We start from the raw sequence: 23300 nt of genomic DNA on the forward strand, positions 1-23300 counted from the left end.
TGTGAACAGAACTATAAATGAAATAGTTGAAGTTTCAATTTGAGGATTTATTCTTCCATCTTTTAACCCCTTGATTTTTTCTCCAAGATGGTATACCTTAGAGAAGTAGGTGAGCATTTGTTTTAAATAACGCTTGTTCATCTCAAAACATCCTTTCTATTAGGTTTGTAGCAAAATTCATTATAGAAAGGATGTTTTCATTTTTAAACCCTAAATTTTTTCCAGTAAAAATCGGAATTTACATATTTCAATTATTATTCATCTAAACCATTACATATCAAGGGGCTACGCCCTATTTATTTTTTAATCTGCGAAACTTCTGCCTCATACTTATTTTTCCCGCTTCTTTATTTTTTACGCCTCTTTATATATTACCCTGTTTCTTCCTGACTTTTTAGCATTATAAAGTGCCTCATCTGCTAAATCTATTGAATAGTCTATGTTGTTTTTATATTTTGTAACACCAATGCTAATTGTAAACTTTATATTCAAATTATCTTCTTGGTATGTGAAGGACTCTACTTTTTTTCTAAGTCTTTCTGCTATATTTAGGGCATCCCTTTTAGTTACACCTGTAATAACTAATAGGAACTCTTCTCCCCCAAACCTTATTGCATAGTCTCCTTCTCTTATGCCCTCCTTTAAAATATTAGATAAAGCCTTTAATACTTTATCCCCAACCATATGTCCATAAGTATCATTTATTCTTTTAAAATAATCTATATCTGCCATCATAAAATATGTGTCCACACTATCCTCATCAAGTTTAGATGATAACTGTTCCATCAAAAACCTCTTGTTGTATAAACCTGTTAACGAATCTAAATTAACTTTATCACTTAAATCTATTTTGTCCTTATTTAATCTTTCAATTATTTCATTAAATTTATTTTTAAATACTTCAACTTCCTTTATATTATCAAGCATACTATCTGAACTTTTTATTCTTGTTAGAGTTGTTATGCTGACTATTACTCTATTTATATATTTGTTTATTGATTCGGAAATTATATAGGCAAATACTATTGCCAAAACCACAGTTAAAAAGAAATATAGTGCAACCTTTTTAAATAGGTCATTCAAAAATTCATTTCTTATGTCCTGTCTATCTATTGTAACAATCATACTAAAATCTGTATTTTTTATTGGTTCTATTATGTCTTCCTTATATTTTTTATCCTCTTTAGACATCCTAAACAGATTCTTTCCAAAACTATCCTGTATGATTATATTGCCTAAACCAACTAAATTATAATCCTTCAAAATATAATCAAACTTTTTTGAATCAATATATCCAACAACTACACCATATCTTCCATCTTCTCTATATGGTGCTGAAAATGCAACATAATCTACTCCATCTTCTTCAATTACTGTGCAAAAGGAACCATTGTTAAATAAAAGACTTTCCTTAACATTTAAACTATCATATTTCTTATATAATGCTAAACTTCTTCTAACCTCTATAATCCATCCATCTTTATCTATATACTTAAGTTTAGTATATTCTTCTCTTGTTAACAAAAATCTTCTCAATACCCCTTCTATCTCATCTCTTTTATAGGTCTTTAAGTTATCCGAATTGGAAAGCAGCCTCATATCGTTTATATTCATTTCAACAAAGGCCTCAAGATATCTCTTGTTTCTATTTAGTACCTCTATTAAATTTTTTTCATCATTTTCTGTAAAAGTATTGGTTACTGATAAAAGAAAAGTAGACGAGAACATTATTAGCGGAAGTATAGAAATTGCTAATAAAAATAACGTTATAACTACCTTTAATCTTTTAAACATCTTAACCCACCCTAACCTTTGTTAATGTATCCGAAAAATTTGTTTATTTGAGATTTTAATCTACTAAATTCATATATTTTATAAAAGAATATATTTTTACCCTCTATCCTTTTCTTATTGTCAATAGAATCTATTATTTCTCCAATTACCTCCTGTACTTGATTTGCTATATAGTTTGCAATTGGAATGATAGAAATGATAATAAATACTAAAAACACAATAATCTTTAAAAGTATGTTCTTATAGAGTATATCCTTAAAATATTGATTGTTTATGTCGGCAACTAAAGTCCAGTCTGAGTTTTTTATTGGCAACATTATTTCAGGATTTTGATTGAAATTTTTATCTGCTTTTTTAATTAAGAACTTATCTCTACTGTCCATTATATATATCTCTGCAATTGCATCTAAATTGATATTATGAGTAAAAAAATCTACTGTATCCGTTGGCATATATGCAATACAAGTTGCATATACTTCTTGGCCTATTAAAAAATTCGATGCAAAGCACATATAAGCTGTGTTATCCTCTTCGTTTGTATAAAAGGCAATATCTCCGTGTTCAATTGCATATTTATCAAAATAATCAAGCTGTGCCTTTTTATATTCTCTTATTCTCCCATCTCTATGAACCTCTAAAACTTCACCATTCTTTTTTATAAATTTCATCTTCTGAAAATCATCTCTTACATTCATTACCCTCTTAAATACGTCTATTATCTCTTCCCTTTTAAGGGTTTTTACGTTATCAGATGTTGCAACTAACTTAACATCTTTAATATTAACCTCTACAAACCTTTCAATATACTTTTTTTCCTTTTCAAGCACGGATTGTATATTCCTTTTATCATTAGATATAAAAAAGTTAAAGGTATTATTGAAAAACAAAAATGCAAAAGTCAAAAGAGGTACCAGCGATGAAATCATTATCAATGTAATAACAAAAAACCTGATACTTTTTTTCATATATAGCTCTCCTCAAATTACCTTTGTTTAATTATATTATATCAATATTTTGTCAAAAAAACATTAAAGTTGTCGTAAAATTTTAAAATATACCTTAATATTTTATAATAAATACACAAAACCCCATAAAGGATTTATAGAATATAAATCCTTTATGGGGTTAAAAGTTATAAGTGATGAGGATGCCATTATTAAGATTTTTTTACTACTACCTTCTTCTCCCATCTTCCTGTTCTATAATAAATGTAATTTAGTGTGCTTCCTACTACCCATCCAATGCCTATAGACCACCAAACACCATTAATACCTATACTGCTTGAAAGATATTTTGCAAGGGGAACTCTAATTCCCCAAAGTGCAATTAGGCTCGTTATCATAGGTACCATTGTATCTCCAGAACCTCTTATTACACCTGACACTATGAACATAAAGGCAAATGTAAAATAGAACATACCAACTATTTTCAAATAATCAACTCCAAAGGCAACCACTTCTTTTTTAGAGTTAAATACACTTATAAGAGGTTTTGCAAATATTATCGCAAGGGAAGCAATTATAATAGAGAGCAAAACCCCTATTAAAAGCGTTCCTCTAAATCCCCTAACCACTCTATCCTTCTTATTTGCCCCTAAATTTTGTCCAGTAAATGAGGATACAGCAGCACTTAAACTCATTATTGGCATAGACATAAATGAGTCTATTCTTCCTGCTGCACCAAAGGCTGCCATTGCATCTACTCCAAATACATTTATAATTGAATTTAAAAATACCATAGCCAGCGATACCAAAGTCTGCTGTACTCCCATTGGTATGCCTATTTTTATTATTTTCTTTAATATTTCCCTATCTGATTTTATACTGTCTAATTTAATTTTAAACAGTTCGTGCTTTTTGTTTATGTAATTTACGCTGAAAATAAAGGAAACAGCCTGTGCTATAACTGTTGCAACTGCAGCCCCTACAACACCAAGCTTAAATACAAAAATAAATATAGGATCAAGTATTATGTTTATAACTGTTGCTATCATTAAGAAGTATAAAGGCGTCTTTGAATCCCCCATACCTCTTAATATTGCTGCAACTCCATTATATCCAAACATAAACACCATACCTAAAAACATTATTATTAGATATTTATTTGAATCATTCAAAATAGAAGCTGGTGTATTTATTAAAATTAATACAGGCTTTGAAACGATTACCCCTAAAATTGTAACTATAACAGAAGAAATTAGTAAAAAATAAAGTGTTGTATTTATTGACTTTTTAACATTTTCATAATCCTTAGCACCAAAGTATTGGGAGATAATAATACTACTACCCATAGTTACTCCCATAATTAGTGAAATGAGCATAAATAGTATTGGGAAGCTTACTGTCACTGCTGCAAGCCCCTTTTCCCCAACACCTTTACCTACCCAAATACTATCTACGGTATTATAAAGAGTTTGAAGAAGATTTCCTAAAAGCATTGGTATTGCAAAATATATTATTTGCTTTATCTCATTTTCCTTCGTTAAATCCCTCAAATTTATCTCCTCCTTTGTACTTATATATTATATATCAAAATATTAAGTTGAAGTAATATAAAAATATATAATTAGTTCTGTCTACCGAAATATCCATATAAAGTTACAAACTATAATGCAGCTTATTATATGTGCAATTAAAGCTACTATTAGAGCGTGCCTTATTTTCTTGACTCCGATACTTCCAAAGTATAAAGATATTGTATAAAAAATTGTCTCACTTGAGCCCATTATAAGAGCTGCGATAACCCCTTCTGTTGAATCAACTCCATAGGTCTTCATTATATCTGTCATAACCGATATAGCTCCACTTCCAGATAAGGGTTTTATTAAAATCATAGGAACTACTCCTGAAGGTATATTAAGCAAATTATTTATTGGTGTTAGCAATTTAATAAATAAATCAAGAGCACCTGAACGTCTAAATACATCTATTGCAAATATCATTGTCAAAAGAAATGGAGCTATATTAAAAACAGTTTTAAACCCGTCCTTTGCACCATCAACAAAAACTTCATATACTTTAATACCCTTAAACATTGAATATATAAGCACAAATAAAATAAAAGCAGGTACAAAATATATTGAAATCATTTATACCACCTTCTAAATATTGCTTCAATAAATAGTGCTATAAATAGTGTTAATATACTAACTGCAATTGTAGGGCCTATTATGCTTGATGGAGAAGAGGAACCTAAATTAGCCCTTATTGATATTACTGTTGCTGGAATTAGCTGTATGCAAGCACTATTTATAATAATGAATTTAATCATATAATCCGATGCAGTATCCTTTTTAATGTTAATTTTCTGCATCTCCTCCATAGCTTTAATTCCAAAGGGAGTTGCCGCATTTGAAAGCCCCAGCATATTACTTGCAATATTCATTACTATAAAGTACAGAGCCTTTTTATTTTTGTTTTCAAGATTTGGGAAAAGAATTTTCATAGGTAATCTTAGCATTGCATAAAATAATTCTATAAGTCCTGATTTTTCGCAAAGTTTCATTATGCCCGACCATATAGCCATAATACCAAGAAGGCTAATACAGAGCTTTACAGAACTTTCTGCCGACTGTGCGATTATATTTGTAAAGTCAACTGGATTATAAAAAAAACTAACCAATATGCCAAATATAATCATTAAAAACCATATAATATTAACCATTTTATACTCCTATAACGTGTTCTCCTTAAAAATATATACGAATCTTAACAAAATTAGTATTTATTTTTATTGACAAAAATTTTGACTTATCTTAAAATTAACATAACATTAACCACCATTTACATAGACTATGTTAATATATAATTAGAAACCTCAAAAATTAACGGGGGTGGTTTGGATGATTTTAAAGCCAATGGAAGTTAAAAATCTAAAGAGAGGAAAATGGATCGACGTTGAAGTATATGATGGGGACGTGCGTGTACTCCGTAGAAATTACTGTGGTGTCTATGAATTATTCCATAGGGATAATCCAAGAAAAATAGAATACTTTGAAGACCTTCAACTTTTTAAGATAAGATATGGAACACTCATAAAAAAATTCCCACTTACTAACATATCAAAACAAAGGCTCGAAATATATAAAGTAGCAGAACATTTAGATTTATCCTCACTTCTAAAATGGTTTTCCACGTATGGTATAGTTGATTTAAAAAAATCAATAAACATCGATGGTCTTAAAATAGATTATTATATATGGTCATCGGATGCAGATGCTTGTAATTGTGAGTTCCAAATTATTGAAAGTAAAGATGGATATACCATAAATATATCTAAAGAGCCTTATGAGAAAATTAAAAGAGCCTCATAATATATATGTAGATAAAGAATCCCCCAAGAAGGAGTTACTCTTTCTTAGGGGATTATCTATTTATAATAAAACTTATGCTTTTTATTTGTTACTTTTTATAAATTCAATTGCCTCCTCCCTTGAGTTTATTTTGTTTCTAAATATAAGCTCATTTGTCCTTTCTAATATTTCCCCAACCCTTGGCCCTTCAATGTTTAAGATGCTACATACATCCTCACCAGAAATAAAACTATCCTTCTTATTTATATAATCATAATATCTATCCATCAGATTTATAACATATTCATAATATTTATCGCTTTCTCCGTTTTCATCAAGAAGGCTTCTTGTAGCAAGTACATCATATAAGGATGCTATTAATACCGATGGTAAATTTATACCAAAATCCTTTATTAACTTATATAGTGCCTTGTCACTTGCTCCCTGCTTAAAAAGTCCAAGTATCCTCATATGCCCCTTTATAACAGATTTAATCAATGCTGCCTTTGAATTAGACATAGGAAGCCTTTTTAATATTGAGTTAAATTCATCAATTCCCGTAACATCGTGTCCTTTAAATGTTATTTTTCCATCTATATCCTTAAAAGCCTTTACTTTGCCTATGTCGTGTAAAAATGCCGCAAGCTTTAAAACTTCTAATCTTTTGGAGGTACCAATATTCTCCTCAAGATACTCTTTTATCTTGTATCCCCATTTAGTATTGTAAAGTTCTTGGTACCTATCCTCTAAAAACTTAAGTGTTAGAGTTGAGTGGGTATAGGCATCAACAAGATGATACTTACATTTACCTATCCTTTTCATTTCCTTCATAATAGGAAATATTTTTTCTATAACCCCTATATCGTCTAACATTTGTATATAATCATAACTATTTTTAAACTTTAGTATTTTAAAAAGTTCATCAACTATTCTCTCACCCTTTATAACTTCTATATATTCTACATCCCTATTAAACAATTCTATAGTCTCATCATCAATATTAAAACCTAATTCTCCTTTTAACCTGTATGCCCTTAAGATTCTTAAGGCATCATCCTTTATAATATTTTCTGATGTGTGCCTTATTATCTTCTTCTTAATATCCTCAATGCCCCCAAGTACGTCTATATATTCCTCATTAACTATATCATAGGCTATTGCATTTATTGTAAAATCTCTGTTTTTTAAATCCTTCTCTATGTTCTCTCCCTTAAAATTTGAAAAATCAAAAACCATCCCATCTACAACTACCCTGTATACATCATCGTGTAGTTTAATCAATTTTCCATTTGTGTTTTTACTAAAATATTCTGCCACCTCCATATAACAAGAAGTGGTAAAATCATAGTCCTGTACTTCTCTATTTATCAAAATATCCCTTACAGCACCACCAACTAAATATATAGGAATATTGTTTTGCCTGCTGTATTGCTTTATTATGTCTAAATACATCATAATCATCTCCTACTTTCTGTCATAGTATTCTCCTAAAAATGCACTGTTTTTGGTTATAAAACCTCTTTTAGATAATTCATCTAAGTAATACTTTAAATCCTCTATATCCTTTATTTTATCCCTATTTACCTTAGTTAATATATTTAAAAGGTCAGTTGTATAAATTGGCAAAAACTTTTCTATCTCTTGATACACTTCTTCATACTTTTTATCCCTAAAACTTAATAGCTCGTCAAATGGATTTTGAGTATGGCTGGTTGTTGTGTGTGAAAGTCTTATTCTAACAGGTACTGTTCTTCCAAATAGAGCCGAGGATATAAAAACATCCCCACTTCTCAAATATGGTAGTCTTTTTGCTTCTTCATTTGTTATATCCGTCTCTTCCTTTATTGTTGCAATGTCCGATGCCCTTACTGTTCTAAACACAAGCTTTGTATTCAGCTGTGCTGTAACCGTTTCATCAAGGAGTGTCGGACGCTGTGTTGCAAGAATTAAAAACACTCCATATTTTCTACCTTCCTGTGCAATCTCCTTTATTATTGACTTTGATGGTGTATCATATCCCTTTGGAGCAAAATTATGGCTCTCATCAAAGGCTATTATAAATGGTGGGAAAAAGTCCTTCTTCTCACCTCTTTGAACAGAATCTCTATAATCCCTTCTCTTATGATAAATGTTTGAAATTAAATAGGTTGAAAACACATTTAATAACTTAATAGGGCCTTGTACAACTGCAATTTTTCCATCCTTTAAACACTTTTCTACTCTTGTTATATCATTTGTAAATATACCATCCTTATACAATCTTTGTAATCTCCACAACACACCATTAACCGATTGAGGTGGTAAACTTCCAAACTCTCTATATACCTCAATCATTTCATCGAACTTCCCTGCATCCATATCGTCATCGCATTTTGCCTTTCTATCTAAAATCTTTTTTTCACTTCCTATCTCAAGTGCCTCCTTCAATAGAGATAATCTCCTCTCAAAGGAGAAATAGGTATCCTTATTCTTATGCACCTGCTCTATTACATTAGTCATTGAATCAGTCAACGTACCTGCAGATGCTGCTCCAATAAGATTTATTAAATCCCTATTAGTTAAGTTATCAAATTTTACACCTACTGCCTTTCCTATCTCTAAGCATTCAAATCTATCAATAAAATCATATTGATATTTAATATCTATATCCTTTTGGTTCTCTCTAAAATTCATTTCAAAATGGGGATCAAGTACAACTGTTGGTATATTTTTCTTCATCAGTTCCTCAAGTATAACCCTAAGGCCAAAGGATTTTCCTGAACCTGAACCTCCAAAAATACCTATGTGCGGATACTGCTGCATTGAAGCTATGTCAAATATAAAGGGAACACCATTTTGATTTATGATTTTTCCATCTTGATATAATAAAAATCTATCTTTAAGTTCATCCTCCATTGTATCGTAGAGCTCCTCAGAACTTTTTATAACCCCAAGTACAAGTCCTGATTCAAGTTTTGACTTTAAAAGTAGGTCCTTGACCTCATCAAACTTTGGTACTCTAACCTCAGAACCTACCTGTATAGGATATTCTGCTTCTACCATAAGCCTTACCTTTGCTATATAAAGGGTATTTTCATCTATACTGTACCCTAACGCTTTCAATGAGGCAATCACACTTTTATCCACAAAATCCCCATTTATATCAAGCGGAATAAACCTGTTATATGCACTGGTTTCTACAACTTCGCCTCTTAAAAGTCCCTGTCTTTCATCATTTATAACAAGTATTTGATTTATTTTAAATGGTGTTTTATCTGAAACAACAAATACTTCCTGCTGATTGGTAATTCCAACAACCTGCATAATTAATACCCCCTCTTATTTCTCTTTGGATTAAAGTAAACTTCTACAACTTCTTTATCTAAATAGCCATCTATTAGAGCCTTTAACTTTTCATCTGTAACCTTTGTTTCAACATCAACTAAATCAATCAAATAAGGAATTCCCCTTGATTTACTAAATGTAAGTGTATATATTAAACTCAATATACCTTCTGATACAGCCTCCTGTTCCTTTAAAAAATCAATTCCTATAGCCTGAGGATCATCTGAAAACCTTGCATAAAAACTTTTAATGCCACTATCCTTTTTTCTGGTTTTTATTTCCTTTTTCAAATATAGATACTCACCTTCGCTTAACATATTAAAGAGTATCTCCCTATCATAGATAAACTCATCATAAAGTTGTCCATCTTTTATAAGTATCTCACCAATATCCTTTGTTTTTACTTCTTCTGTTATCCCTACTATTATTTTATTTTTATAAAGAGCAGATTTTTTGAGTTCATCCCATTCATAGGGACAGTCTATTTTATAATGAAGTAAAGAACCATCCATAAAAATAATATTAGCCTCACAATTATTTATGGCATCCATTGCTGCCTTAATTTCCATTTTAGACATTGTTGCTCTTCTTTTTATTGCATCCTCATCTTGAGTCATATTTTCCTCTAATAAAGGTGTATAAATATCTTCATACTCCGCCTTATATCCCTTTGTACAAAGTGCCACAGCTCTGATTAATGAAATATAGTGGGGATATAATCCACCAAAATTATTTATACTACCATCAACAGCAACAACACCTTTATCACAGGAAACAGCCCTTAATTCCTGTTCATTTAATTTTTTTGATTTTTTTATTGTAGCAATATCGTTTTTTATAAGATACTCCTTTATATTATTTCTATCTAATCCTTTATTTTTATCCTTTAAAATAGAATTTAAATTTTCCAATTTCTTCTTCAATTCATCAAACATAATACATTCACCTCTTTAAAATATTCTACACTAAATTCATAATATTTGAAATAAGGGACAAAATAAAGGTAAGAGCTTACCAAATTGTTAATTAAAATATTTTATTAAATTAATTAGAAAAATTAAGTTAAAGTCATTGACTTTTAATGGTAACTTTGTTATTATCTAATTAAGAAATGTCGAAGATTGTTGAAGGAGGTAGTACATATGAAGTCCACAGGAGTAGTTAGAAGAGTAGACGAACTTGGTAGAGTAGTTATTCCAATCGAACTTAGAAGAACACTCGACATAGCTGAGAAGGACGCACTTGAAATCTATGTTGACGGAGAAATGATAATCCTTAAGAAGTATCAACCAGCTTGCATATTCTGCGGAGATGCAAGAGATGTTGTTAACTTCAAGGGAAAAAATATCTGCAAAAACTGCTTAGCTGAAATAAAGGCTGAATAACAATATAGGTGCCACCCAGGTGAAATGTGACATTTTTCAAATAATATATAATGTCACATTTCACCTGGGTGGCACTTTTTTATTCTATAGTGTATTTATAAACCTCTGATTTTTTAAGTCCTCTTTCCTTTGCTACCTTCTTGATTGCATCCTTTTTGCTCAATCCTTCATCTATGTATTTTTGTATATGTTCGCCTATATCTATATCACTAAATTCTTGTCTTTTTTCCTCTTCAATTTCCTCTTTGCTTTTTCCCTCTAAAACTAACACATATTCTCCCTTTGGTTCTTTTTCTTTATAAACTTCTATAGCTTCAGATAAGTTTAATCTTTCTATCTCCTCATATCTTTTTGTAAGCTCTCTACAGAGGGATATTTTTCTATCTCCAAAATATTCATATAGGTCACTTAAAGTTTTTACAAGTCTATGTGGTGCCTCATAGAATATTATTGTTCTTGTTTCATTCTTTAGAGACTCAAGTCTCTCCCTTCTTTGTTTTCCTTCCCTTTCTAAGAAGCCTTCAAAAACAAACCTTCTTGTTGAAAGACCTGAAACCACAAGGGCATATAAAAAGGCAGAGGCACCTGGAACGTGTACAATATTTATATAATTTTCAATAGCAAGTTTAACCAAATCCTCACCAGGGTCTGAAATACCTGGTGTTCCTGCATCCGTCACAAGAGCTACACTCTCACCTTCTAACAATCTACTTATTATTTTAGGTCCCATCTCATATTTATTATGCTCGTGGTAGCTAACAAGTGGTTTTTTTATTTCGAAGTGGTTTAGTAGTTTTAATGTCTGCCTTGTATCCTCCGCTGCTATAAAATCAACTTCCTTTAGTGTGTTTATAGCTCTAAAAGTAATATCATCAAGATTACCAATTGGGGTTGCAACTAAATATAGTGTCCCTGCCATATTTAACACCTTCCGTATATATTTAAAATTTCTTGTGTATAAGTTCCATCCTCATTATATACATAAAGAGGTTCTTCTATCTTTAAAAAATCTCCTCCACATTTCACAGCCTCAATTAAAACCATTGTTGGAGCCTTATTTACCTTAGGATGAACAAATCTAATCCTTTTTGGAGTAAATTTATTATTATTTAATGCAATTATTATATCCTTTAACCTCTCTGGTCTATGTATCATATAAAAACGTCCTCCACCCTTTAAAAGCCTCGAAGCAGAAAAACAAAGTTCATCTATATTTATTAGAATTTCGTGCCTTGAAATTGCCTTTGTATCCGACATATTTAATATACCTGATTTTCCTTTTTTATAGGGTGGATTTGAAATAACAACATCATATTCATTTATTCCAATGTAATTATAGCAGTCTTTTATATCCCCTTCAAATATTGTTATTTTTTCACTTAGCCCGTTTAATTCTACACTCCTTCTTGCCATATCTGCTACATCCTTTTGTATCTCCACTCCAACAATATCTTTTGGTTCATATTTTCCATATACAAGAAGGGGTATTATACCTGTTCCTGTCCCCAAATCAACTACCCTATCCTTCTTTCTAACTACCGCATAGGATGATAATAAAACAGCGTCAATTCCAAAGCAAAAATAGCTTGGATTTTGTATTATTTTAAGTCCCTTTAACTCTAAATCATCCAATCTTTCACCAGTCTTTAGCATATATCCTCCTTTTATTTTAGTGCTTCAATGTAATTTTTCAAATCCCTCTTTTCCATAAATCCTATGTGTACAGTTTCAATATTAAATTCTTTATCTATTATAACAGTTGTAGGTATTCCTGTCACACGGTATAATGCTGCTACATCAGTTTTTTCATCTAAAAGTGGTTTTATTTTGTAGTTCCTTTCATTTAAAAATGCCTCAACTGTTTTTTTGTCTTCTCCTACATTTACGAAAACAAAAACTACATTGCTATCATTCTTATACTCATCAACTAATTGAATAAAGCCTGGAAACTCTGCCTTACAAGGAGGACACCAAGTTGCAAAAAAGTTTACTATAATTGTTTTACCTTTATAATCTGATAATTTTATTTCTTGTCCTTCTATATTTTTTAATGTAAAATCTATTGCCTTGTCATTTGCCACAACATTTTCTTCTACTTGTTCATTTTGATTTTTATTATTTGTATTCTTTGGAGCCTTTGAATTTATTGAACATCCTGATAAAAATAATATACTAACTACCAAAATAATTGAAACTATTTTTTTCATCTTAAAAACCTCCTAAAATATTTGTTAAAATATATAGTTTTCCTGTAAATAATAAAATACCAGTTAATATTAATATTACCCCTGAAACTATTTTAATTACATTTGCCTTTTGCATAACAAATTTTGAAAAGGCTCTGGATTTGTTTATAAATATTGAAAAAATCAAAAATGGTATTAAAAGCCCAAGTGAATACACAAATAGATAATATGCTCCTTTGATACTTGACTGTCTACTTGCTGCAAGCATCAAAACACTTGATAGTATAGGACTAATACAGGGAGTCCAACCAAGCGATAGACTTACTCCAAGCAAAAAGGAAGAAATTAAACTACCCCTTTTTATTTTAAAATCAATCTTTACTTCTCTATTTAAAAAATCTAATTTAATTACTCCTAAATAGAATAATCCCATAAATACTATAAATACACCTAAAATTTTGTTAAGTAATTGCCTATTTATTAATAAAAATCTACCTATACTCCCCGATAGAGCACCAAGACTTGTGAACATTAATGTAAAACCTATCATAAAGGCTATGGTATTGATAATAGTGTTTTTCTTATTTGCCGCTTCCCCTGTTATATAGCTTAAATAGATTGGTATTAAGGGTAAGAAACAGGGAGATAAAAAGGATAAAACCCCTTGTGTAAATACCAATACAGTTGATAACCTTTCCATACAACACCTCCAGTAAAGCTTTATATACCCTTATATGGTATATCTATATATTATCATATTTATATTTCTTTATCTATATTCATTTAATTATAAAAAGTTTTTATTATATAAAATAATAGGCAGGTATTTAATAATATCTCGCTGTTTAAAAAGTTAGCCCCATGAAGGGTTTCAATAGGCTCTTTCATGAGTTTTAGCAAATCTTGCTTTTCGACTTTAAAAAAGTCCGTAATTCGGCACAGGATGTGCCGAGCCGAGCAGTCATCAGGACGATGACATTGCGAGGGTAGGACTTTTTTAAATAAAGAAAAGCTTAGATTTGCTTAACGAAATGAACCGATGCCCAAGAAATCCTTCATGGGGCTAATCAATATATAACTTTTTAAACAGCCTGAAGTATTTAACAATACCTGCCTATTATACACATAGTATGAATACAAATATAAAAAGGCCTTGTTAGGCCTTTTTACTATGTAGATTATTCTTGAACTGGAGCTCCTACTGGGCAAACATTAGCACAGTTTCCGCAGTCGATGCAAGCATCAGCATCAATAACGTAGATTGAATCTCCTTGGCTTATGCAGTTAACTGGACATTCTGAAGCACAAGCTCCACAGTTTACGCAAGCGTCAGTAATCTTGTATGCCATAAGTTTCACCTCCTGAAAACTTCTAATGCTATTTTATCACGTTTTTTTTAATCTGAAAAGTATTACTTAGGCAAAATATAGCCATTATTCCTCTAAAAGGCTGTTAATATCTACATCAGATTCCTCTAATTCTTCAATTTCTGATTTAATCTCATCATCAGATATCTCTCTATGTTCATATTGTCCCTCGATTAGTTCTATATTATGTACAGAATATGTTTTAATTTCAACATCATCTGGAGTTTTTAGCTTAACCTTAACACTTTCTCTTATTATGCTGTTTTCCATAACCTCTCCTTCTCCATCAGGAGTTTTTACAATCGAACCTACTACAGGAGTTATTTTTCTTATCTCCTCATAGGTCTGCTGCTCATAGTTTAAGCAACACATAAGTCTTCCACATACTCCTGATATCTTAGAGGGATTTAAAGATAGGTTTTGTTCCTTTGCCATCTTTATAGAAACAGGTTCAAATTCACCTAAGAAGGTTGCACAGCACATAGGTCTTCCGCAAGGGCCAAGACCTCCAACCATCTTAGATTCATCTCTTACGCCTATCTGCCTTAATTCTATTCTTGTCCTAAATATTGCTGCTAAATCCTTTACAAGCTCTCTAAAGTCTATTCGTCCATCTGCAACAAAGTAAAATATCACCTTGTTATTGTCAAAGGTATATTCTACATCAATTAGCTTCATAGGAAGACCGTGTTCTTGTATTTTCTTTAGGCATATTTGAAATGCATCCTCTTCCTTTGCCTTGTTCTGAAGATTTTTTAATTTGTCCTCCTCCGTCGCAACTCTAATCACCTTTTTTAAAGGTGCAACTATTTCATCCTCTGTTACTTCCTTTTTTCCAATAACAACCTCACCAAACTCAATTCCTCTTGCTGTTTCTACTATTGCATAATCACCTTTATTTATATCAAGTCCGTCTGGGTCAAAGTAATAAATTTTACCTGCCCTTTTAAATCTTATGCCAACTACAGTAACCATATTAAACCTCCTGTAAATCTAAAAGTAGCACCGTTATAGCCATTTGAAAATTAGCATTCTTATCTATGTTACCCTTTGCACTTAAAAATAGTTCTAAGAATTTATTTAATCTCTCGTGTGAAAACACACCACTTAAATTCCTTATAACATCTATCTTATCGATATTCAAGCAGTAGTCTTCCCTTAGTGTATTTTTAAAGACCGATATATCCCTAAGAAGAGTTATTATTATATCAAAAACAGAATCTATATTACCTTTATTTTCTGTAAAGAAGTCCTCTATCTTTATAAAATCTAAACTGTTAAATTGAGCCATCCTTGAAAATATATTAATTGTTTCATCCCTTAATATTTGATATTTGCTATCAAGCATTTTAAGGGCATTTCCTATAATTCCATCACTTAAATTTGAATATAGTTCCGCCTTTTGTTCATCAACATTTATACTCAATAAATATTCCTTAACCTTACTTGTTAGTATTCTATTTAATTTGTATATTTGGCATCTTGATTTTATTGTATCAAGAATTAAATTAATATTTTCTGCAAGCATTATGATAGTGGTGTTAAGGGGTGGTTCCTCTAATGTTTTTAAAAAAGCATTTTGCCCCTGAACAGTTATCAAATCTGCTCCCTTTATTATTACAACCTTTTTATCACCCTCGTAAGGCTTTGTATTTATCTTTTCAGTTAGATTTCTAATATCATCTACTCCTATGCTATTTTTAGGGGAAATAACTATAACATCAGGATGATTATTATTCTTCACCCTAACACAATTTAAACATACACCACAGGGTTTGTTTTCTCCTAAGCATAAAATATATGATGCCATAAACCTTGCAAATATGCTTTTGCCCACACCATCAGGACCCGTTATTATAAACGAATGGGCAAGCATGCCTTTATCTGCTGTTTTTAAAAAAAGCTCAACTTGAGCATCCTGCCCCATAACATTAATCATACAATCACTCCATTATATCCTTTCAAATCTTTCAACATCAATAACAAAAACCGTTGCTCCTCCTATTGTAACTTCTACAGGCGTTGGAACAAACACTCCCGTTGAACCTACAATAGGTGATGGCATAGAAACAGCTCCCTTTCTTGTTTTACAAACATCCTGTATTATAGATAATACACTATCTACCTTTTCCTTTTCAACTCCAATTAACAAAGTAGTGTTACCAGCCTTTAAAAATCCCCCTGTCGTCGCAAGCTTTGTAACTTTATACCCATTGTCTATCAATTCCTCTATAAGCTCAAATGAATCCTCATCGTGGACAATAGCAATTACAAGTTTCATAATTATTCCTCCCTTAATAAATTCTCAACTATCCCTATAATCTTATTATGTATAAGGTTAACGTCTAAAGTTGCATCAATCTCAAAGACATTTTTTCTTTTTCCCTTTAGTCTATTATACCCTTCATATACCTTTTTGTGAAACTCTATTTTTTCCATTTCCAACCTGTCAAGTTTTCCGGAATTTTTCTTCCTCTTTATTCCCTCCTCTGGTGTCAGCATAAGGAGAAAAACCGCATCTGGAACTAATCCTCTTGTTGCTATATTGTTTATTGCCTCGATTTTTTCTTCACCTATTCCCCTTGCATAACCTTGATAAACTATCGATGACTCAACAAATCTATCACAAATAACGACTTTTCCTTGTTCAATATTTGGAAGTATAAACTCCTTTACAAGCTGTGCCCTTGATGCTGCATATAAAAGAGCTTCACATATATCATCCATCTCTTTATTTTCCACATCAAGAATTACATTTCTAATCTTCTCCCCAATTGGAGTTCCCCCTGGCTCTCTTGTTAAAACTACATCAAATCCCTTTGAAATTAAATACTCTTTAAGTAGATTTATTTGAGTTGTTTTCCCTGCTCCATCTGGCCCTTCAAATGTTATAAATATTCCCTTCAAAAAACATCACTCCTTAATAACAAAAATATACTCTGCATTTTCATCACTTATTCCGTTAAAGGTTATTTTACCTCTATTTTGTTCTACAAAATCTATTATATCATCAGTTATTTCCTCACCCGGCATAAGAAGAGGGACACCTGGTGGATATGGAACAAGCATCTCAGCACTAATACGACCTACCGCCTCTTTAAGAGGTAATCTCTCTTTTTTGCTATAATAAGCCCTCCTCATATTTATTCGGACTTTATAATCCTTCTTTAAAAAAGACTGCCTTTTATTTTCACCTTGTATAAATTTATTTTTAATATCTAATAGTGCAGTATATAGATATTCATAATAATCTTCCTTGTCAAACATACTTCCTATTAAAACTATATTATTATCATCAGACATCTCAACTTGTATTTTGTACTTATTTCTTAATATTTCATTTAGATTATGTCCACCTATATTGGAAAAGATAACTATTCTTGTTGCATCTATATCATTAATTTTATGCTTTCCTATCCCTTCAATGCCCAATGTCTTATAACCTATTAAATTAAGCCTATTTCTTAATTTATTTGCATAATATATTGTTTTTTCTACAAGTTCCCTACCCCTTCTATTCATTATACCTATTGCTGTATCAATAGAGGACATTAAAAGATATGATGGACTTGTTGTTTGGAACATATTTAGCATAAATTTTATACCATCAATGTTATCTATATTTACGTTTAAGATTGAACACTGGGTTAATGCTGGAGTTGTTTTATGAAGACTGTATACTGCAGCATCTGCACCAAGTTCAATTGGATCCTTTGGTAAGTATGTAGAGCATTTTAAGTGGGCTCCGTGGGCAGAATCTATTAGTACGTAAATATTCCTCTTTTTTGCCTCTTTTATTACTTTTTCTAAATCAAAGCAGGTACCATAGTAGGTTGGATATGTAAGAACTATTGCCTTTGCGTCTAAATTCTTATCCATTACATCTATTATTTCTTCAACATCTAATGAGACAGGTATGTTAAATTCTTCATCTATAGTAGGATTAACATACACAACTTCTAAATCCCCTAAAATACAGGCAGAATATACTGACCTGTGGCAATTTCTCTGTATTATTATTTTCTCCTTTGGATTTAAAAGGCCCAAAATCATACTATATATTCCTGCTGTTGAACCGTTAACTAAAAAGAAACTATGTTTTGCACCATAAAATTCAGAGGCTCTCTGCTGAGCTTCTTTTATTATCCCTGTTGGTACGTGAAGATTATCAGTACCAAAAACTTCTGTTACATCTATTGAAAATAAATTTTCCTTTAAAATTTCAAGTTCATTGAAATTAAGTGTATTTCCTTTATGCCCAGGCATATGAAATCTAATGTCAACTTCCTCTTTATATTTTAATAGATCATCTACTAAAGGCAATTTTACTCCTCCCTTAAGTTATTATATTATATTATAACAAAAATATAAAAATATAATAAAGCAATACTATTACATAATTTATTAACAAATGTCAAAAAATAATATAAAAAGTTTGAGGAGTGGTATTATGAGTAAAACTATAATCCGTGAACTTGTCACTGGATATGTTGAAAATTTAAAGGAAAGGATATCTTCAATTGTTAGGGAATTATATAAATTAAGTGATGGCTCAAATTGTGAAAATATAGCCTATAACGAACTTATAAAGCTTCTAAAGGATGAAGGATTTAATGTAATAGAAATACCTGATATTAAAAATGCATTCATTGCAAAGTACGGAAGCTCTGCTCCTAATATTGCATATATTTGTGAATATGACGCTGTAGATGGTCAAGGATATATAAATGGACATAATATACAATGCTCTATGAATGTATTAGGTGCTATAGGGTTAAAAAGAGCTGTTAATGAAATCGGTGGCAGCTGTACTGTTTTTGGATGCCCAGCCGAGGAAAAGGAGCCTATAAAGATAAAAATGCTTCAAAATAATCTATTTAGTGATGTAGATGCTGCCTTATGTGCACATCCTTATACCAAAACATTAGAGAGTGGTTCTTCTTTATCTATGCTTATTTCAAGTTTACAATTTAAAGGTTCTGCATCATCTGCCCTTGTAAACTTTGATAAAGGAATAAACCCTATAACTCCTGCTGCAATAACAATAACAAATATTGAAACAATTAAATCTAAATATAAAGAACACATATACATAAACTACACATTAACCGACTGTCTTGATGATGTATGCTCTATAGCTGAAAAAAGCTGCGTTAAGGTTTTAATTAAATCAGATCAAGACAGGTTAATAGATTTTATTCAAGATGATATACTTGATATAGCAAGGCTCTATTCAAAAATATATAGATGCGATTTTGAAAACAACACAATAGCAAGATATGTTCCCTTTAAAACACACCAGGAACTTTCAAAGGTATTTTGCCATAATCTAAAGGAAAAAGGAATTGTTGATATACACGGACCTATGATTATGAGCCAAAGCTTAGACATATCAAATTTAAGCTATAAAATACCCTGTATTCACCCTTATATAGGTATCACAGAGGATAATGTAGAATATTATACAAAAGAGTTTGCAGATGCAACTATTAAGGATTTTGCATTAGAACAAATGATAAAGGCAGCAAGTTCCCTCGCCCTTACTGGAATAGATATAATTGAAAATACAAAAATAATAAGCCACTAACTTGCTAGTGGCTTTTTCTTCATTATATTGTTTATTTTATTTATAAAATTTGTGCTTGGTTCAAAACAGAAACTATAGACCTTGTTATCTAATTTGTATATAACTCTATATAGATTATGCTTCTTGGTTGAGATACAATATTCCTTATATTCAATATCATCACATATCTTATCTATAACCTTCTCAACCTTCATTATACTCTTTATATCAATACTTAACTCAACTTTTCTTCTATTTCCATCAAATCTTTCTATAATTAGTTCATCATCTATTATTTGATATCTGTAACGTCTGTTGCATTTTTTCCATATCTTAAGCTGTAAAAATATTAGAAGTAAAACTATAAGATACAATGCATAGTGAAAATTATTTAAGTATTTTTTTAAATCAGTTAGAACAACTGCAAAATTAAGTACACATAAAAAAGTTATTATACCAAGTATAAACTTTGCAAACCTCTTTTGTTTGTACTCAACTATTTCTCTGTATAAATACCCCATAAATATCTCCTTCTCTCTAAGTTTAACAAAGAGATTATATGACATATCTTAAAATAATGCCACATTCAAAAGAGGCTAAAAAATCAAACCTTCTTTTAAAAAACGCTATTAATGAAAACTGTTAGGCTTAATTATAGTTATAAATAGTTTATCTCACTTTTGTTTAGCTTTTCTCAATATAATGATTGTCTATTGTTTGACAATCATTATATTATTATATTTCAACATACTTTATAGTTTGTTATAAGTCCATATTCCCATAAAATATACAACTTAATATTTGCTTCATTTCATCAAAGTTAACTTTTACAGGATTCACCCTTGTTGAACCCTTTAAAGAATTCTCTGTAAGTTCATCTATATTTTGAAAAAATTCTTTTTCATCTAATCCTAAATCTTTAAAAGATAGAGGTATATTTAAATTTTTGTTTAGCTCTACTACCTCTTTTATAAAGTCTTTTGTTCCAATTTGAAGTGAAAGATACTTAAGCCTTTCTTTTACCTCTTCATCCTTTGAGTTAAACTTTAGAACATAGGGTAGGCATACTGCGTTTAATAGACCGTGGGATAAATTGTATTTTCCTCCTATTGCGTGGGATATACCGTGGGCCATACCAAGCCCTACATTTGAAAAGGCACAGCCAGCCATACACTGATATTTATGCACCTTATCTCGTGCCTTTTTATCTCCATTATAAGACATAACTAAATATTTAAATATTCCCTTTACTGCACCTTCTGATAGTACTTCTGTAAACTCATCTATGTTTTTGTTTATATAACATTCTACAGCGTGTGTTAATGCATCCATTCCTGTTTCAGCAACTACTTCCTTTGGCATTGAATATGTCAAGGTAGAATCTAATATTGCATAATCTGGTATAAAGGCATCTGATTTTAGACCTATTTTTATATCTTTTTCTTTATATGTTATAACAGATGCCCTTGTAACCTCTGTTCCAGTCCCTGATGTTGATGGTATTGCAATAAACTTTGTCCTACGCCTTATCTGTGGCAAAGTTGTTCCCTCTACCTTTTCTATATCTAAATCATATTCATAAAATAGTGCCATAGCCTTTGCTGCATCAATAGGAGAACCTCCCCCTATACCAATTACAGTGTCAGGGTTAACCCTTTTCATTTCTTCTATTCCTAATTTAACAACTTCTGTTGTAGGGTTTTTAGCAACTCCTTTAAATATATGTACTTCTACATTTTTTTCCTTTAAGATACCAATAAGTTTATCTATAGCCCCATTGTCAAACATAGACCTTCCGCCAGTTACAATTAATACTTTTTTCATCTCTATGTTCTTTATATATTCAATTGAATTTTCTCCTATTATAATACTTGTTCCGTGGAATTTAAGCTCCTTCATACTATCACCCCATATACCGTTTTATTTATTATAACACAAAAAGTTTGATTCTGGTTTATAATACCAAAATGAAACTTTTTGAACTACCACCACTTATAGAAGTGGTAACTTTGTAGTGGATACTAAAAGCGGAGCAAATTATCCCACGCTCAAAGGACTGTTCCTTCCCCAGATATACCATTTACATAGCTAATTTTAGCTTGTTTTTCGCTCTAATTTTATATATTTTCACAACATTCATCACCCACTTATAGAAATGGGCGACTTATGTTGCTGATTATGTTGAATTTTATATATAAAAAAGAGGGTAAAATCACCCTCTTAAAACATTTTTGCTATCATACTTCCTAATAATACTCCTAAAACTCCAACAACACCAGGTAATGTTGGTGGTGCTGGTAGTGGTAAATTCATCTTCTTAAATAGAGCACCTAATATCATACCTGCTACTGTTGCTAATAGTATTGTCATCATCTTACTTTCCCTCCTTTAATTATTTTGAAATCTTATCAATCACAACTGAACCAAGCCATACACCAAATATACCCATAAAGGCATCAATAGTTGGCGGTGCTGGTACAGGTAGGGAAAGCTTTTGAAATATAAATCCAACAATCATTCCTGTAAGTAGTGATAATACTACAAGCTTTGCCTCCTTCAATGCTCCTTTCTCCTTTCAATCATAAACCCTCCGCCCACCCTAGCTATTATATTCTATATAAATTATTCTCAAAAATCAATAGAAAAATGTGCTATACTATTTTAAATTTTAGAAATATTATTGGTATTTATTGTATGATTGGGATACTCTATGAAATTCAATCTATATTTCTAAAATCACTCTCAAACAAGAAAGGACAGGCATTCTAATCGAATACCCGCCCCAACAATTGACAAAGAGCCAAAATAAAAAGCTACCTTATTGGTAGCCTTCTATGGTGCGGGCGGAGGGACTTGAACCCCCACGCACTGGGCACTAGATCCTAAGTCTAGCGCGTCTGCCAATTCCGCCACGCCCGCTCGTTACATATTTATTATATAATATATTTTTAAAAAATGCAATAATAAAATTTGGCGACCCAGAAGGGGCTCGAACCCTCGACCTCCGGCGTGACAGGCCGGCACTCTAACCAACTGAGCTACTGGGCCAAAAATTCTTTCAAAACTGCACAGCCTGTATGATCAAGCCCTCGACCTATTAGTACCAGTCAGCTAAACGCCTCACGACGCTTACACCTCTGGCCTATCAACCTGGTGTTCTTCCAGGGGTCTTACTAGCTTACGCTATGGGAAATCTCATCTTGAGGTGGGCTTCGCGCTTAGATGCCTTCAGCGCTTATCCCTTCCGAACATGGCTACCCAGCTGTGCCACTGGCGTGACAACTGGTGCACCAGAGGTTCGTCCATCCCGGTCCTCTCGTACTAAGGACAGCTCCTCTCAAATTTCCTACGCCCGCGACGGATAGGGACCGAACTGTCTCACGACGT

General features: G+C 31.5%; 25 protein-coding genes, 2 tRNA genes and 1 rRNA gene. 3 read left to right on the forward strand and 25 right to left on the reverse strand.

Annotated features, from left to right (window positions below; genetic code table 11):
* Window positions 1-354: 354 nt before the first annotated feature.
* The 5 genes from BUB63_RS09595 to BUB63_RS09615 all read right to left on the reverse strand — a co-directional run bounded on the left by BUB63_RS09595 (window position 355) and on the right by BUB63_RS09615 (window position 5457).
* Window positions 355-1794, reverse strand: coding sequence for a GGDEF domain-containing protein (locus BUB63_RS09595; RefSeq protein WP_073249401.1), 1440 nt, complete (start codon window positions 1792-1794; stop codon window positions 355-357).
* Window positions 1795-1805: 11 nt separating this feature from the next.
* Complete coding sequence (locus tag BUB63_RS09600) at window positions 1806-2759, reverse strand: cache domain-containing protein (protein ID WP_027309484.1); 954 nt, start codon at window positions 2757-2759, stop codon at window positions 1806-1808.
* A gap of 191 nt (window positions 2760-2950) precedes the next feature.
* Complete coding sequence (locus BUB63_RS09605; RefSeq protein WP_073249403.1) at window positions 2951-4288, reverse strand: MATE family efflux transporter; 1338 nt, start codon at window positions 4286-4288, stop codon at window positions 2951-2953.
* Window positions 4289-4369: 81 nt separating this feature from the next.
* Window positions 4370-4882, reverse strand: a complete 513-nt coding sequence (locus BUB63_RS09610) for a spore maturation protein (protein WP_073249405.1) — start codon at window positions 4880-4882, stop codon at window positions 4370-4372.
* Window positions 4879-5457 carry a nucleoside recognition domain-containing protein gene (locus BUB63_RS09615; protein WP_073249407.1) on the reverse strand — a complete coding sequence of 193 codons (579 nt, stop codon included), beginning with the start codon at window positions 5455-5457 and terminating at the stop codon, window positions 4879-4881. Before BUB63_RS09615 ends, BUB63_RS09610 begins: the two co-directional genes overlap by 4 nt.
* A gap of 178 nt (window positions 5458-5635) precedes the next feature.
* On the opposite strand from BUB63_RS09615, the gene BUB63_RS09620 reads away from it, so the two are divergent.
* Complete coding sequence (locus BUB63_RS09620; protein WP_073249409.1) at window positions 5636-6106, forward strand: hypothetical protein; 471 nt, start codon at window positions 5636-5638, stop codon at window positions 6104-6106.
* An 81-nt stretch (window positions 6107-6187) separates the two neighbouring features.
* Here BUB63_RS09620 and BUB63_RS09625 read toward each other — a convergent pair whose 3' ends face one another.
* The 3 genes from BUB63_RS09625 to BUB63_RS09635 are packed head-to-tail and all read right to left on the reverse strand — an operon-like array spanning window position 6188 to window position 10344.
* Window positions 6188-7537, reverse strand: a complete 1350-nt coding sequence (locus BUB63_RS09625) for a CCA tRNA nucleotidyltransferase (RefSeq protein ID WP_073249411.1) — start codon at window positions 7535-7537, stop codon at window positions 6188-6190.
* Window positions 7538-7549: 12 nt separating this feature from the next.
* Window positions 7550-9388, reverse strand: a complete 1839-nt coding sequence (locus BUB63_RS09630; RefSeq protein ID WP_073249413.1) for an ATP-binding protein — start codon at window positions 9386-9388, stop codon at window positions 7550-7552.
* 2 nt (window positions 9389-9390) lie between these two features.
* The gene (locus tag BUB63_RS09635) at window positions 9391-10344 is read right to left on the reverse strand and encodes a DNA double-strand break repair nuclease NurA (protein WP_027309491.1); all 954 of its coding nucleotides are present in this window, start codon (window positions 10342-10344) and stop codon (window positions 9391-9393) included.
* A 207-nt stretch (window positions 10345-10551) separates the two neighbouring features.
* Here BUB63_RS09635 and BUB63_RS09640 point away from each other — a divergent pair, with 207 nt between their 5' ends.
* On the forward strand, window positions 10552-10794 hold the full coding sequence (locus BUB63_RS09640; RefSeq protein WP_018660109.1) for an AbrB/MazE/SpoVT family DNA-binding domain-containing protein: 243 nt from the start codon (window positions 10552-10554) through the stop codon (window positions 10792-10794).
* 79 nt (window positions 10795-10873) lie between these two features.
* Here BUB63_RS09640 and rsmI read toward each other — a convergent pair whose 3' ends face one another.
* The 10 genes from rsmI to BUB63_RS14030 all read right to left on the reverse strand — a co-directional run bounded on the left by rsmI (window position 10874) and on the right by BUB63_RS14030 (window position 18670).
* Window positions 10874-11713 carry a 16S rRNA (cytidine(1402)-2'-O)-methyltransferase gene (rsmI, locus tag BUB63_RS09645; RefSeq protein WP_073249415.1) on the reverse strand — a complete coding sequence of 280 codons (840 nt, stop codon included), beginning with the start codon at window positions 11711-11713 and terminating at the stop codon, window positions 10874-10876.
* Between the two features lie 2 nt (window positions 11714-11715).
* The gene (locus tag BUB63_RS09650; protein ID WP_073249417.1) at window positions 11716-12447 is read right to left on the reverse strand and encodes a tRNA1(Val) (adenine(37)-N6)-methyltransferase; all 732 of its coding nucleotides are present in this window, start codon (window positions 12445-12447) and stop codon (window positions 11716-11718) included.
* 11 nt (window positions 12448-12458) lie between these two features.
* Complete coding sequence (locus tag BUB63_RS09655) at window positions 12459-13001, reverse strand: TlpA disulfide reductase family protein (protein ID WP_073249419.1); 543 nt, start codon at window positions 12999-13001, stop codon at window positions 12459-12461.
* A 1-nt stretch (window position 13002) separates the two neighbouring features.
* The gene (locus tag BUB63_RS09660; protein WP_073249421.1) at window positions 13003-13680 is read right to left on the reverse strand and encodes a cytochrome c biogenesis CcdA family protein; all 678 of its coding nucleotides are present in this window, start codon (window positions 13678-13680) and stop codon (window positions 13003-13005) included.
* Window positions 13681-14158: 478 nt separating this feature from the next.
* Window positions 14159-14329: a DUF362 domain-containing protein gene (locus BUB63_RS09665; protein WP_018660104.1), complete on the reverse strand. Its 171-nt coding sequence runs from the start codon at window positions 14327-14329 to the stop codon at window positions 14159-14161.
* A gap of 84 nt (window positions 14330-14413) precedes the next feature.
* On the reverse strand, window positions 14414-15322 hold the full coding sequence (locus BUB63_RS09670; RefSeq protein WP_027309290.1) for a PSP1 domain-containing protein: 909 nt from the start codon (window positions 15320-15322) through the stop codon (window positions 14414-14416).
* Window position 15323: 1 nt separating this feature from the next.
* Entirely contained in the window at window positions 15324-16286 is a 963-nt protein-coding gene (locus BUB63_RS09675; protein ID WP_073249423.1) for a DNA polymerase III subunit, read from the reverse strand.
* 12 nt (window positions 16287-16298) lie between these two features.
* Complete coding sequence (locus BUB63_RS09680) at window positions 16299-16628, reverse strand: cyclic-di-AMP receptor (RefSeq protein ID WP_073249425.1); 330 nt, start codon at window positions 16626-16628, stop codon at window positions 16299-16301.
* Between the two features lie 2 nt (window positions 16629-16630).
* On the reverse strand, window positions 16631-17254 hold the full coding sequence (gene tmk, locus BUB63_RS09685; protein ID WP_073249427.1) for a dTMP kinase: 624 nt from the start codon (window positions 17252-17254) through the stop codon (window positions 16631-16633).
* 6 nt (window positions 17255-17260) lie between these two features.
* On the reverse strand, window positions 17261-18670 hold the full coding sequence (locus BUB63_RS14030; protein WP_073249429.1) for an aminotransferase class I/II-fold pyridoxal phosphate-dependent enzyme: 1410 nt from the start codon (window positions 18668-18670) through the stop codon (window positions 17261-17263).
* Window positions 18671-18797: 127 nt separating this feature from the next.
* Here BUB63_RS14030 and BUB63_RS09695 point away from each other — a divergent pair, with 127 nt between their 5' ends.
* A complete protein-coding gene (locus tag BUB63_RS09695) occupies window positions 18798-19934 on the forward strand; it encodes a zinc-binding metallopeptidase family protein (RefSeq protein ID WP_073249430.1) in 1137 nt (378 codons plus the stop codon).
* On the opposite strand, the gene BUB63_RS09700 is transcribed toward BUB63_RS09695, so the two are convergent.
* The 7 genes from BUB63_RS09700 to BUB63_RS09730 form a co-directional block, all read right to left on the reverse strand.
* Window positions 19931-20434 (reverse strand): YdbT family protein, encoded by a 504-nt coding sequence (locus tag BUB63_RS09700; RefSeq protein ID WP_073249431.1) that lies wholly within the window; start codon window positions 20432-20434, stop codon window positions 19931-19933. The genes BUB63_RS09695 and BUB63_RS09700 overlap by 4 nt on opposite strands.
* 241 nt (window positions 20435-20675) lie before the next feature.
* A complete protein-coding gene (locus BUB63_RS09705; protein ID WP_073249432.1) occupies window positions 20676-21812 on the reverse strand; it encodes an iron-containing alcohol dehydrogenase in 1137 nt (378 codons plus the stop codon).
* Window positions 21813-22133: 321 nt separating this feature from the next.
* Window positions 22134-22286 carry a XapX domain-containing protein gene (locus tag BUB63_RS09710; RefSeq protein WP_073249433.1) on the reverse strand — a complete coding sequence of 51 codons (153 nt, stop codon included), beginning with the start codon at window positions 22284-22286 and terminating at the stop codon, window positions 22134-22136.
* A gap of 19 nt (window positions 22287-22305) precedes the next feature.
* Window positions 22306-22473: a XapX domain-containing protein gene (locus tag BUB63_RS09715; protein WP_073249434.1), complete on the reverse strand. Its 168-nt coding sequence runs from the start codon at window positions 22471-22473 to the stop codon at window positions 22306-22308.
* A gap of 275 nt (window positions 22474-22748) precedes the next feature.
* Window positions 22749-22832 (reverse strand) — tRNA-Leu (locus tag BUB63_RS09720).
* A gap of 52 nt (window positions 22833-22884) precedes the next feature.
* Window positions 22885-22961, reverse strand: a tRNA-Asp gene (locus BUB63_RS09725).
* 29 nt (window positions 22962-22990) lie between these two features.
* A 23S ribosomal RNA gene (locus BUB63_RS09730) occupies window positions 22991-23300 on the reverse strand; the annotation flags it as partial.

The organism is Caloramator proteoclasticus DSM 10124 (assembly GCF_900129265.1).
Classification (GTDB): Bacteria; Bacillota; Clostridia; order Clostridiales; family Caloramatoraceae; genus Thermobrachium; species Thermobrachium proteoclasticum.